Here is a 12,647-nt window from a genome sequence, read left to right on the forward strand (position 1 = left end):
CCTCAGGCTTTGTCGGTCAGGTTCTTGCCAATCATGCGCACCAGCACAATCGCCGCGATGTTAGCGATCACCACCGCAATCAGACCACCGGCCGAGGCCATGCCCACATCGAACTGCACCAGTGCCTGGTTGTAGATCAGATAGGCGAGGTTGGTCGAAGCGAACCCAGGTCCGCCATTTGTCGTGGTGAAGATTTCTGCAAATACCGACAGCAGGAAAATCGTCTCGATCATCACCACCACCGCGATGGGCCTGGCCAAATGTGGCAGGGTCAAATGCCAGAAGATGGCCAGGGCACCCGCCCCATCCAATCGAGCGGCCTCTTTCTGCTCTTGATCGAGCGACTGCATGGCTGTCATCAGCAACAAGATCGCAAAAGGCAGCCACTGCCAGGAAACGATGACGATGATCGAGAAGAGTGGGTAATGAGCTAGCCAATCGACGGGCTGTGCCCCGAAGAACTTCCATACCGCCGCGAGGATCCCGGAGACAGGGTGGAAGATCAGGTTCTTGAAGATCAGCGAACCCACGGTCGGCATGATAAAAAACGGCGAAATGAGCAGTACCCTGACTATGCCGCGTCCAAAGAACTCGCTTGCCTCAAGCAAGGCTGCAATCAAGACACCAAAAATCACGCTGATCAGCAACACGCTGCCCACCAATATCAACGTGTTAAGCGCTCCGGGAAGAAAACCCGAATCTGTCACGAAATAGGCAAAGTTCTCCAGGCCAACGAACTCGTTTTCCCCTGGATTGAGCAGGTTGTACCGGATCACCGAAAAATAAACGGTCATGGCCAGCGGCACGATCATCCAGAGCAACAAAAGTGCAACCGATGGCGACACCAGAAACCATCCTGGATTGATCAAACGGCGTGCGCGTGATGGCGCCGAGGCCGCAAGCTGGGCTCGAATAATGGACGTGTTCATGATTATTTACCTGTGCGGCTGTGACCGCCGGCGCTAAGCCGGCGGAGGTAAGGGGCTATTTATTTTTTGGGATAGCCCGCACGCTTCATCTCGCGCTCGGTTGTGGACTGGGCAGAAGCCAGCGCTTGCTCAACCGACATTTGTCCTGTCAATGCTGCGGAGAAAAGCTTGCCTACCGATGTACCGATCGACTGAAACTCGGGGATCACCACGTATTGAATGCCCACGTACGGAACAGGTTTGGCTGAAGGCTGCGACGGGTCAGCGTGCTTCATCATTTGCAACGTTACCTGAGCAAACGGCGCGGCCTTGAGGTAAGCGTCACTGTAGGTCGAGATGCGTGTACCGGGTGGCACGTTCGTGATGCCATCCTTATCGGTCACTAGCTGGATGTACTCCTTGGAGGTGGCCCAGGTGACGAACGATTTGGCTGCCTCTTTGTGCTTGGAGGTGGCAGGAATTGCCAATGACCAGGCGTACAACCACGAGGACCCCTTGTCGGTAACCTCAATAGGCGCAGGCGCGAAACCTACGCTGTCCACCACACGGCTCTGCTCCTTATCGGTGGTGAAAGATCCAGCCACGCTTGCATCAACCCAAATCGCGCATTTTCCACTGTTGAAAAGGGCCAGTGTTTCGTTGAACCCGTTACTGGATACTCCCGGAGGGCCGTATTTCTTCAGGGTATCAACATAAAACGTCGCTGCTGCCTTCCACTCAGGACCATTGAGTTCAGGCTGCCATTTCTCATCGAACCAGCGCGCCCCGAAGGCATTGGCCATCGTGGTAAGCAAGGCCATGTTTTCGCCCCAACCAGATTTGCCACGCAAGCACATGCCATATTGATCCTTCGAAGGATCATTGAGCTTGGCAGCGAACTCGCCCAGTTGCGACCAGGTCGGCTGCCCCGGCATCGTCAGCCCTGCCGCCTTGAACAGATCGGTGCGGTAGTACGTGATGGTGCTTTCGCCGTAGAACGGCAGTGCGTAGAGCGTATCGTTAACGGAAAGGCCCTGACGCACGGCAGGAAAGATATCGTCGACGTCGTAGCCGGCCGGGAGGTCCTTCATCGGCTCTAGCCAGTTCTTGGCACCCCACATCGGGGTCTCGTAGGTGCCAATGGTCAACACGTCGAACTGACCACCTTGAGTGGCAATGTCAGTGGTCAGGCGCTGACGCAGAACGTTCTCTTCGAGCACGACCCAGTTCAGTTTGATGTCGGGATGCTGCTGCTCGAAGACCTTGGATAGCCGTTGCATTCGGATCATGTCACCGTTGTTGACCGTCGCGATGGTCAGCGTCTCAGCGGCATGGCTGGCAAGGGCGAATGACAGACCAGTAGAAAGAATTAGCGCATTCGTAATCTTCATGGGGCTCTCCACTCCAAGCCAGATGACCGGAGCTATTATTGTTGTTGTTCACCACTTGTGAGCAAAACAAGACCGCATTGCAGTGGTGGGCGAATTGATTAGATCACCTACCCGCCCCGCCCTCAAACGAATCGCGGACGCCGAATTGATACTTTTTTGATCGCGATAACCGGCTGCCACAAGGGTTAAAAAAGTATCAACCAGCTGCAATAGTTGGGCTAGCAGTCCCGGACGAATTCGGCGTATGGTTGGCGCATTCGATCCACCGCATAACTATAAAAAGGGGCACGAGATGCCTGACAACCGCGCTGCTTTGTTCGAGCACCGACCAGCCGACCTTGAAGTCATCCTTCCTGAACCCGATCAGAGCTTTCGATGGTACGAGCACGACTATCCATACGCCCTCGCCCGCTGGAACCACCATCCGGAATATGAAATCCACCTGATTCGACAAGGAAGTGGCAAGCTTTTGGCTGGGGATTACATCGGGCCCTTCACCGCAGGACATGTCGCACTTATTGGCCCAGGTCTCCCCCATGATTGGATGGGAGATATCGCGCCGGGAGAACTGCTCGTGGGCCGCGACGTAGTTCTGCAGTTTGATGGCGCTGCCCTGCTCGACCTCCGAGGCTCATTGCCTGAGCTATCGGAGCTGAAAACGCTGTTTGAGCTGGCACAACGTGGGATCGAGTTTACTGGGGGGACGGCCATCGAAGCCGCTTTGCTGCTTGAGGGAATCGGCGAGGCGACGGGGCTTCAGCGCCTGATCATGTTCCTGCAACTGATAGGCACTCTTGCAAGGGCGCCAAAGCGAGAAACTCGGGTATTGGCCAGCGCCTGCTACTCGCCTTCATTGAACGAACGCAGCTCGGAGCGAATTAATCAGGCATTCGACTACTTGATCAATGAGCTCACATCCGACGTCCGGCTATCTGTCATCGCCGAGCGAGTTGGGATGAGCGAGGCAGGTTTTTCACGCTTTTTCAAACGAATCACTGGCCACGGATTCATGGACCTGATGCGCAAGCTGCGCATCCAGCGTGCATGTCGGCTACTCGTCCAGACACAGCTCTCGGTCGCCGAAATCTGCTTCGAGGTTGGCTACGAAAACGTCTCCAATTTCAATCGCCACTTCCGTCATGAAATGCATCAGACCCCGAGCGACTACCGGCGTACCACTGCCGTGAAGCTCTTCAACCGAGACAGTCTTCACCCATCACTACCGATCACGCAGGTGCGGTGAGACCGCGCCTATCGATGTGACGCACGATAGTGTCCCCAGCCCGATACAAGAGAGAATGAATATGCAATTGCCGAGCGTTGTTGTGTTTGGTGAAGCACTGACCGACGTGGTTCAACACTCGCCCGGACGGTGGCAGGGCTATCCAGGTGGCGCGCCCTGGAACGTGGCCCGCGCAATGAGCCGCCTCGGCGTGCCCACCGCATTCGCCGGCTCGATCAGTACCGACTCATTGGGCGATGAGCTCGCCCAGCAATCGAAGGCTGCCGGTCTGGACATGAGATTCCTCCAGAGAGTCGACGCTGACCCTCTGGTAGCGATCGTGCCCTCCAGCCACCCTCCCCGGTATTTCTTTGCGGGCGAGGCCGATCTACTTTTTGATGTGGACCAACTCCCGGCAGGTTGGTTGGATGCGGTTCGACTCTGTCACTTCAGTTGTATCAGCCTTGCCCGTCAGCCATTGGGGGACAGGCTTGTTGAGGTGGCCAGGAGGGTGAAGGAAGAAGACAAGCTGATTAGCTATGACCCGAACTGGCGCAACCTGATGGACACCCGCTACCGCGAGCTGACTTTCCCGGCCATGGTGGAGCTTGCAGACATCATCAAGCTCTCGGATGAGGATCTTCGCCAGATATACCCTGGATTGAACGAAGAACAGGCGCTTCAAACGTTGCGGACGATGAATGCTAGTGCGCAGATTCTTTTCACCCGTGGAGCGAAAGGTATGGCGTTGTATGCTGCCGACGTGAAGTTTGAACAGCCCGCGATCGCCGTTGAGGTCGCTGATACAGTGGGTGCCGGCGATTCGAGTATGGCCGGCTGGCTCGCCTCGACGTTGTTAGGCATCCAAGAGCCCCATGCACGACTGGAGTTCTCCGCTGCTTGTGCGTCGGTGTCTTGCTCGCATGCCGGGGCTTACGCGCCTAGTCGTGAAGAGGTGGAGGATTTGCTATCAAAACGCATGCAACATCAGCGCTGAAGTTCGCATTGCGTACCGCCATTTGTCAGGAAGGCGGGACTCAAGAAGCACTGGATGGACTTTAGATCCCGGATGACGACTACCCCCCTGCACGGGGCGTTTAATCCAAAATCATTCGAAGCGCACTGTTCGTGCCAGGCAGCCGTGCAGAGCGTTTTGCCAGGGCTGTTGCTTCTAAGCGGCCACCTGTTTCGCCCAATGCTTGTTCAGATCACCACTGAGCGCTCCCACCACTCCAGAAATACCTGCAAAGCCGCCTCGTTAGTGCTGGCTTGATTAACCGCCATGTAATAACCACGCGCGGTTCTGTGTTCCAATGCCAGCGGCTGCACCAATTGACCACTGTTCAGATACGTCTTGAGCATACCGATGCATGCCAGCCCTATGCCGCGTCCATCCAGGGTCGCCTGAATCTGCTGCGCGTAGTTATTGTAGGCCATGCGCGAGGGCGGCAACGGGCCTTCATAGCCCATCTGGTTGAGCCAGGTGGACCAGTCCACCACTGGCCAGTTGAAGCCGCGCCAGTGTTCGTGGTCCAAGTGCAACAAACGCTCCCCCACCAGTTGCTGCAAGTTTTTGATCTGGCGCCCAGCGAGGTAGCCAGGGCTACACAGCGGCACCATATTTTCATCGAATAGGCGGGTCATACGAATATGCTGCGACTGTCCCTCATCGCCGCAGGTGAAGGCCACGTCAATTTGCTCCTCGCGTAAATCCACCTCCCGGTCCAGCGCCAGCAACCGGATCGCCACCTCAGGGTGCTCGGCCTGAAAGGCCTCCAAGTGGGGCATCAGCCAATAGGTCGATAAGCCAATGGTGGCCGTGATCGTCAATGCCTCCTGCGTGCCGCTGCGGATATCACTGGCTGCCTGGGCAATGCGCTCCATTCCTTGATCCACCGCTGCATACAGACGCCTCCCAGAAGGGGTAAGGCTGACCCGACGGTGTTCACGCACGAATAGCTCGTGACCGAGAAACTCTTCTACGAGCCGAATTTGCCGGCTGACGGCCGCCTGAGTAATACATATTTCATGGGCCGCCGCAGTAAAACTCAGCAGCCGCGCGGCGGCTTCGAACACCACAAGACCGTTGAGAGGAGGAAGGCGCCGCCGAAGCTTTTCCATTACAAAAAGTTATCCAAAGGTCGTGAATTAGTTGTTTGTTCTGCCCGCAGAATCATGGCCATATGGCAACCAGGCCGGCGTATACGACCGTCCATGTCTGCGATAACCAGTATTGATCTGCCTCTATTCCATTACCTAAGCTTTATCGTAATTTCAGGAGAGACGCAAATGCGCTTGGTGCACACATTCAAGGTTCTGATGGGAGGCTTGGCGCTTTCCCTTTTGCAGGTACTGCCGGTCTCCGCCGAGCAGGCACCGATCCGTATCGGCTGGATCAACTGGGCAGATGCAGAAATCACTGCAAAACTGGCCGCCAAGGCGATCGAAGACGTGACTGGCCATCCGGTCAAACTCGTCATGGCCGACCTGGGCATCCAATTCCAGGCATTAGCCAACAAGAGCGTCGACTTCATTCCAATGGTCTGGCTGCCAGGGGCGCACAAAACCTTCTGGGACAAGTACAGCTCTCAAGTTGAAGACTTGGGGACCGTGTACGACGGCAAGATTGGCTGGGCGATTCCAGACAGCATTCCGGCCAGTGAGGTGTCCAGTATTGAAGACCTGAACAAGCCGGGCATTGCGGCGAAATTCGGCAATCGAATCCTGTCGGCAGGAGCGGGAAATGGGCAATACAAACTGTCCGAAAAAGCCATCGCCGAATATGGCCTCAAAGACTACAAGCTGGTTGCTTCCTCCGAAGCAGGCATGCTCTCGGAATTAGCGCGGGATCAGTCCCGTGACAAATGGTCGATCATCAACGCCTGGAACCCGCACTGGATGTTTGCTAAATGGAAATTGCGCTATCTCGTCGACTCGAAGAACATCTTCGGCGGCACTGAGCATATCCATGTGGTTTCCCGCCTGGGCTTCAAGGCGGACGAGCCGAAGATCGCCACCTTCCTCGAGCATTACACGTTGCCTTTGAACGATCTGGAAACCATGCAGATGCAAGCCAAGGATAGTTCGGTCGATGAAGTAGTGAACGCTTACTACTTGAAGAACCGCGCACGCTTCGCTGCCATGTTCCAGTGACCTGACATTTGCGTCCAGTTTCAAACGCTGCGTTTTATCCCACTACCTGAACCTGATCCACCGCATGCGGCAACCCGCCTGTGCGCAGATGTGTGCCCGTCATTTGCTGAATTGCCATTTAACTAATAAAACACCCTGGAGAACCGCAATGAAACTGACTGATTTCAAAGTCCTGACCTTTGACGTAGTAGGCACCCTGATCAATTTCGAAGCCGGCATCTTGGCGGCCGTACGCAGTATCGGCGGACCTGAAACCTATAACGTTTCTGACGACGCCATTTTCGACGCTTACAAAACCGCAGATGACGTGTACCGCGGCGACATGCGTGCTCCCAATCGATTCATGTACACCATGAGCGATATTTATCAAAAGTTCGCAGCCGAATTGGGACTGATCAGCGATAAGGCCGCCGGCGATCGCTTTCAGGCTTCAGTGGTCTCCTGGCCAGCCTTTGCCGATTCCGTGGATGCCCTGGCTCGCCTGCGCAAGCATTTCCGTCTAGTCGCCATGACCAACGTCGATCGCACTTCCTTCTCCGCTTACCAATTCACCTTGGGCTATCCGTTCCATGACTCGCTCACCAGCGAAGAAACCGGCGTACATAAGCCCGACCCACTGTATTTCGCTTACAACCAAGGACGTCAGTCAGCTTCAGGTTTCCAGAAATGTGACATTTTGCATGTCGCTCAGAGCCAGTATCACGACATCGGTGTGGCGCACGAGGCGGGCTATACCACTTGCTGGATCGAACGTCGTCACGACATCCCGGGCTATGGCGCCACGCCCGTGCCTGAAAAGGTCACTCAACCCGACTTCCACTTCCACTCAATGAAAGAGCTGGCTGACGCAGTGGAAGCCGAGTTGAGCAACCCAGCCGTGAAATATTCCTGAGGAAGCGAACCATGGCCGTCAGTCCTTTTGCAGCCGATATTGCTTCACTGTGGCAATCCACGGCCGTTGACGCTCCGTCATTTCCAGCGCTGGAAGGTGATCGAAGCTATGACGTGGTCGTGGTGGGGGAGGCTATACCGGGTTGTCCACGGCACATTATTTGGCGAAAAAAGGGCTGGCAACAGTGGTGCTGGAAGCCAGTCGCATCGGCTGGGGGGCGAGCGGTCGAAATGGTGGCGTGGTGTCGGCCAAGTATCGTATCTCGCTGAGCAAGGTGGCGGCGCGATACGGACTGGAGATGGCTCAGACTATGCGTCGTCTATCCCTTGAGTCGGTGGAACACCTTGAGGAGCTGGTGGCGGTTTATTCGCTGGAAGCGGCGCAATATCGGCGCAGCGGCAGCCTGCATTGTGCGCACAACGAAGCCACGCTGGACTACTGTGTGCGGGAGGCGCAGTGGTTGCATGAGTATTTGGGGGATAGCTCCTTCGAAGTGCTCTGCGCCGGTCAGATGCAGGAGGAAACCGGCTCTGGCGATTTTGTCGGCGGCGTCCTCGACAGAGGTGGAGGCTTGTTACACCCATTGAACTTCGTCCGGGGGTTGGCCGACGGTGTGAGCGCGGCGGGAGTCAGTATTCATGAGGGCGCGCCCGTCATGGGCATTCGGCGGATGGGGACGGGCGTCAGGGTGGAGACACCTACTGGCACTGTCCGTGCCAAGCAAGTCGTGTTGGCTACTAACGGTTACTCGAGCCTAACGCCAGCTACTGCGCCTGTGCGCAAATCGGTTGTGCCTTTTCGTTCGGCGATGCTGGCCACCGAGCCTCTCACCGGCCCGCAGCTGGAGTTGTTGCGCCACGGCCGCAGCTACACCGAAACGCGGCGGATGATGCGCTGGTTTCGGATGGTCGAGGACCGTCTGTTGTACGGCGGTCGCGGTGCGTTCGGCACGGATGACTCCGAGGCGGCTTTCAATGCCTTGCACGAAGCGATGGTCAAGCAGTTTCCCCTACTCGCCCGTGCGACCATCACCCATCGTTGGTCGGGGCTGGTGGCGCTCACAATTGACAGTGTGCCGCACGTCGGACGGATTGATGACCGCGTGGTCTATGCCATGGGTTACAACGGCATGGGAGTGGCCATGTCCTCATACATCGGTAAGCATGTCGCAGATGTCATCGTTGGGCGGAAGCCAGAATTGGGGTTGATGTGGGCGGACAAAGTACGCCGTATACCTTTTTATTCGCTGCGAGTACCCGTGGTTCGAATGGTCGCCGGTTGGTATCAGTTTTTGGACGCCATCGGACGCTGAACGTATCCCGAAAGAAATGACAGTCCCAGGCCGCTACACAGCCTCGGTCCGGAAGGAGTGATACTGCCATGCTGTTGGAGAATGAAATTCAATGCTTGAAACTAGGCCGGGAATTATCGACCAAACTATCGAAGTGCCGGGATGACCCTCTCGCCATGTGGCTGGCCAGTTACATTCGCAGGTTAATGTGCGAATTATTGGAAGCTGAAGATCCGAGCCAGCTGGCGCGAGCAAGTAGCGCCTGCATGGACGCCATATTGAAGCTCTGGGAGCACCGCGGGTTGCTGCCCTGCGCGAATCAACGTCGTCCTGCGGACGGTGTCGCGAGCCAGAGTTTTAAAGCGAAGTCAGACAAATGAATACATAGATAATCTCGCCATTGACCGCTCTAGGACTTGGCAAAAGTCCTTTGGCGCTTAAGATTTTCTCAAAGAGCCCAGTGAGCATGTGCTCTCTGGTCACGCCACGTCGTAGCGTCGTGTAATGCTCAAGTTGATTAAGTGGGGGAACGTAAGGCATTCGGTCGGTCAGGACCAAGGCCAGGACTGTTCCGTGCGGGAAAAACCCGAAGGTTAAAAGCAGTGTACCGGCCCCCAACTGCCAAACCGCTATCCGTCAGATCTCTTTGCTTACTCCGTCTGTCGACGTCAAAAGCCGCCATTCTTTAAAAGCTGACATCGCCAAAATTGATTCTCAGCAAGCAGGTATCCGCTGACGTTAAAACTGAAGTACATCGCAGCGATTGAAGCCATGAATGAGACCTACCAATCTCACCGGCAACGCGATGATGTTATTGACGCCCAGCCATCAATACAGCTCATGGTTATATGCGATCACGCAGCTAGCTCTTCGTCACCCCTGCCGTAAAATCACGCCACGGTTACGCAGCCCCCTGCCTCATCGTCAATAGGCTCCACGCCCATTCTGATAGAAGCCATAAGATTTTTTGAATGACCTGAAAGCTCCCATAGTCACGCAGCCCCCGGCCACAGCCATGACCGCACCAGGTCAGAACGAGGATTACAGTTCATACCCTCTGGAATTATTCGCTGCAACAAATGGAGCCCCATTGATGCCCGATCCGATCAAGCTTGAATTTTCCGAAAAGTACGACGATAAGCACGCGCAGAGTTATTTACTCAAGCATCAGGACAATCTGGCCCGCCGTTTATCCCACAAACGCGACGAGCAATTGGCGCGTAGTGCGTTGGTCGCCGCTGGCGAGCCTGGCTTGGTGCTGGACTTGCCGTGTGGGGCCGGGCGTTTCTGGCCGTTACTGGCGCAAAAGCCTGGTCGCGTGATCATCGGCGCAGACAATTCTGAGTCGATGTTGAAGGTCGCAACCATCGCCCAACCGGCGGAGGTGGTGAAACGGGTTCGCCCGTTGCAGACCTCTGCCTTTGCTATCGATTTACCGGACAACGCGGTTGACAACATATTCTGCATGCGCTTGATGCACCACATCGGCGCCCCTGAGCACAGACTCGCGATACTGCGTGAGTTTCAACGCGTTACTCGCGACAGCGTAATTATCTCACTATGGGTGGACGGGAACTTCAAGGCTTGGAAACGCAAGCGTACCGAAGTGCGTCGTCGCAACAAAGGAGAACAGGAAGGTTACCAAAATCGGTTCGTGTTACCGGCTACTACTGTCGAGGCAGAGTTTGAACAAGTCGGTTTCCGTGTTCAGAAATCCCTGGACTTCATACCGTTCTACGCCATGTGGCGAGTGTATGTTTTGCGCAAAAAATAATAGGATGGCTATCGGCCGCTTATTCACTTGATGGTGTTTATAGTTTACGCCCCCTCGAATCATAGGCCACATGATCAGCTCCGTGGATGGGCGCCTCGTGTCTTTCCGATGGACATTTCTCCCCAACGGAGACAGTGAGCGAACGATTAGCAACCATTACGAGCGAATTGCCGCCAGCGTGGGCGAAGACGGTTTCATCATAGGTCGAAAGACCTGGGAAGGTAACGGCTGGATTACCGGACAGCGCATAGAGGCCTCGGGGAGTCTGCTTCTCAGGCCCAACGGTAGAGGTGGAGATGGCAGGTGCCTGCCACTCTCCACTTGCGTGCAGGGACAACGAACGTATTCGTCAGCGCCTGGGCAAACGGTGGCTTACAGCGATAGTAGGTTAGGGGGCGCACCACATGTCTGCACGTAGGTCTGCGCAACACGTAGTTCGTATTATTGCTACGAGGATCTACGGCCCATACATTGGCAATTTATCTTTTTCGTGCATAGCAGCATTCTGCCCTACGAACTTTTAAGAGTAATTCCGCCCAGCTATTATCTCCGCGCGAAGCCACAACCACCATGAAGCCAGGTTGCGCAACACTCATTCACCATCAACTAATGACCCAAAAGACTCGTCTGGACGCATTCAGAATGTGAGAACGTTACATAGGAGCCACGTAATTAGGCTTCTCAGCCACTTTCTTCCACATGTGAAAATAACACGACGGTTCTGGATCATAGAGCTATCCAACAAATAGAAGTTAATAATAGCTAAAAGCTCTTCGTTAGATCTCCCCGGCCCAGACCAACATCAGGACGGAGGTTATCAAGGGATCGATCTGAACCAGGAGACAGGCACCGCAAGGAAGCAAAGGCCAGTACAGGCGTCTAAAAAGGTACCTAGCGGTTGCACCCCGGATGAGGCCGCTAGCATGTACACAGCTCACAGTTTCAATCCATGGGAAAAATCGTTTTACCGGCCGATTGATGCTGCCATACGCTGGTGTGGGCTAATGGATCACGAGGCTCGAATTCTAGACAGCGCCTGGGATTGTCCAGGCTTGCTGTCGAAGCAATTTCCCCAATGGCCATGTCTGCATATCAACATGGGGAAAATTCTCGATGCCATACGAAACAACGAGATCCCTTATGGTTATTTCGGTGTGACGACTCGGCCAGGTAGCCCCGTCGACTACAGACTCGTAACTGTCAGGCATACAGATCTCAAATATTGGATGATTCACCATTATCCAGACCAATTCCCCACATTTCTATTTGGAAGGAAGACGCCTGATGAGTCAAAAATAAGTATTGATACCTACCTGACGCTACGAGCTGATCGAGATGCTCTCGAAGTCAAGCTTAGGGCGATAGAGATCGCTCATGAGGCCCTTCTGGAGGAACTCAAGGCGATAGGCTTAGAAAGAGAACGCTTACACTCTCTAGTTGAGACACGAGGCGAGCTAAATGACCGTAGCGAGGCTGGATATCTGTGTGTCATCGGCGCTTTACTCGAAACCCTTCTTGGATCCTCACCAGGAGGAATACCTAACTCGGCGTTCAAGTCGCAAGCCGCTATAGTTGACTCAATCACTGCGCACTTTGAAGGTGTTCCAGGATTGAGCAAGCGCTCCCTGGATAAAAAATTTGCTGCGGCAAGACGTAGCCTTTCTCGGAATTGAAGCATTGCATTGCAATCTTATCTATTGCAATGCAATGACACTCTCCCATCAGTGTTATTCACTTCAGGTCACTTCCCACTATGCGCCAACCCGCGCCAGGAGTGACCACTATGCCCAGCCAACCTTTCCCCATAGCTGAAGCGCCTCAATCCATTAACGAACGTCACATCATGCGGCGTGAAGAGGTGGAGCGGAAAACCGGGTTTAAACGGGCGCACATTTATAACTTGATGAAAGAAGGTAACTTCCCTCAAGCCAAACGCATTGGACTGCGTGCCGTAGGCTGGGACTCACTGGAGATCGAACAGTGGATCACTGAACGTTTGGCGCAGCAGGCCTGATG

The 12,647-nt window shown here is 54.9% G+C and carries 12 protein-coding genes; 9 read left to right on the top strand and 3 right to left on the bottom strand.

All coding sequences use genetic code 11. From position 1 onward, the window contains the following. Positions 1–2: 2 nt before the first annotated feature. Together KI237_RS18335 and KI237_RS18340 are read right to left on the bottom strand one after the other, a co-directional pair. Positions 3–929 (bottom strand): carbohydrate ABC transporter permease, encoded by a 927-nt coding sequence (locus KI237_RS18335; RefSeq protein ID WP_013692785.1) that lies wholly within the window; start codon positions 927–929, stop codon positions 3–5. Positions 930–988: 59 nt separating this feature from the next. Continuing rightward, positions 989–2,299 (bottom strand): ABC transporter substrate-binding protein, encoded by a 1,311-nt coding sequence (locus tag KI237_RS18340; protein WP_212796451.1) that lies wholly within the window; start codon positions 2,297–2,299, stop codon positions 989–991. A gap of 292 nt (positions 2,300–2,591) precedes the next feature. On the opposite strand from KI237_RS18340, the gene KI237_RS18345 reads away from it, so the two are divergent. Beyond that, positions 2,592–3,542, top strand: coding sequence for an AraC family transcriptional regulator (locus tag KI237_RS18345; RefSeq protein WP_212800648.1), 951 nt, complete (start codon positions 2,592–2,594; stop codon positions 3,540–3,542). Positions 3,543–3,603: 61 nt separating this feature from the next. Continuing rightward, positions 3,604–4,518 carry a carbohydrate kinase family protein gene (locus tag KI237_RS18350; RefSeq protein ID WP_212800649.1) on the top strand — a complete coding sequence of 305 codons (915 nt, stop codon included), beginning with the start codon at positions 3,604–3,606 and terminating at the stop codon, positions 4,516–4,518. A gap of 206 nt (positions 4,519–4,724) precedes the next feature. Here KI237_RS18350 and KI237_RS18355 read toward each other — a convergent pair whose 3' ends face one another. Further along, a complete protein-coding gene (locus KI237_RS18355; RefSeq protein ID WP_201007359.1) occupies positions 4,725–5,642 on the bottom strand; it encodes a LysR substrate-binding domain-containing protein in 918 nt (305 codons plus the stop codon). A 168-nt stretch (positions 5,643–5,810) separates the two neighbouring features. On the opposite strand from KI237_RS18355, the gene KI237_RS18360 reads away from it, so the two are divergent. The 7 genes from KI237_RS18360 (at position 5,811) to KI237_RS18390 (ending at position 12,645) form a co-directional block, all read left to right on the top strand. Beyond that, the gene (locus KI237_RS18360) at positions 5,811–6,674 is read left to right on the top strand and encodes a glycine betaine ABC transporter substrate-binding protein (RefSeq protein WP_201007360.1); all 864 of its coding nucleotides are present in this window, start codon (positions 5,811–5,813) and stop codon (positions 6,672–6,674) included. 148 nt (positions 6,675–6,822) lie between these two features. After that, a complete protein-coding gene (locus KI237_RS18365) occupies positions 6,823–7,566 on the top strand; it encodes an HAD-IA family hydrolase (protein ID WP_201007362.1) in 744 nt (247 codons plus the stop codon). A gap of 142 nt (positions 7,567–7,708) precedes the next feature. Beyond that, positions 7,709–8,878: an NAD(P)/FAD-dependent oxidoreductase gene (locus KI237_RS18370; RefSeq protein WP_212796452.1), complete on the top strand. Its 1,170-nt coding sequence runs from the start codon at positions 7,709–7,711 to the stop codon at positions 8,876–8,878. Between the two features lie 68 nt (positions 8,879–8,946). Then, positions 8,947–9,237, top strand: a complete 291-nt coding sequence (locus tag KI237_RS18375; protein WP_212796453.1) for a hypothetical protein — start codon at positions 8,947–8,949, stop codon at positions 9,235–9,237. A gap of 713 nt (positions 9,238–9,950) precedes the next feature. Next, entirely contained in the window at positions 9,951–10,631 is a 681-nt protein-coding gene (locus KI237_RS18380; RefSeq protein WP_060738043.1) for a class I SAM-dependent methyltransferase, read from the top strand. Positions 10,632–11,554: 923 nt separating this feature from the next. Continuing rightward, positions 11,555–12,304, top strand: a complete 750-nt coding sequence (locus tag KI237_RS18385; protein ID WP_212796454.1) for a hypothetical protein — start codon at positions 11,555–11,557, stop codon at positions 12,302–12,304. A gap of 110 nt (positions 12,305–12,414) precedes the next feature. Beyond that, positions 12,415–12,645, top strand: a complete 231-nt coding sequence (locus KI237_RS18390) for an AlpA family transcriptional regulator (protein WP_212796455.1) — start codon at positions 12,415–12,417, stop codon at positions 12,643–12,645. Positions 12,646–12,647: the final 2 nt, after the last annotated feature.

This window comes from Pseudomonas sp. St316 (genome assembly GCF_018325905.1).
GTDB lineage: Bacteria > Pseudomonadota > Gammaproteobacteria > Pseudomonadales > Pseudomonadaceae > Aquipseudomonas.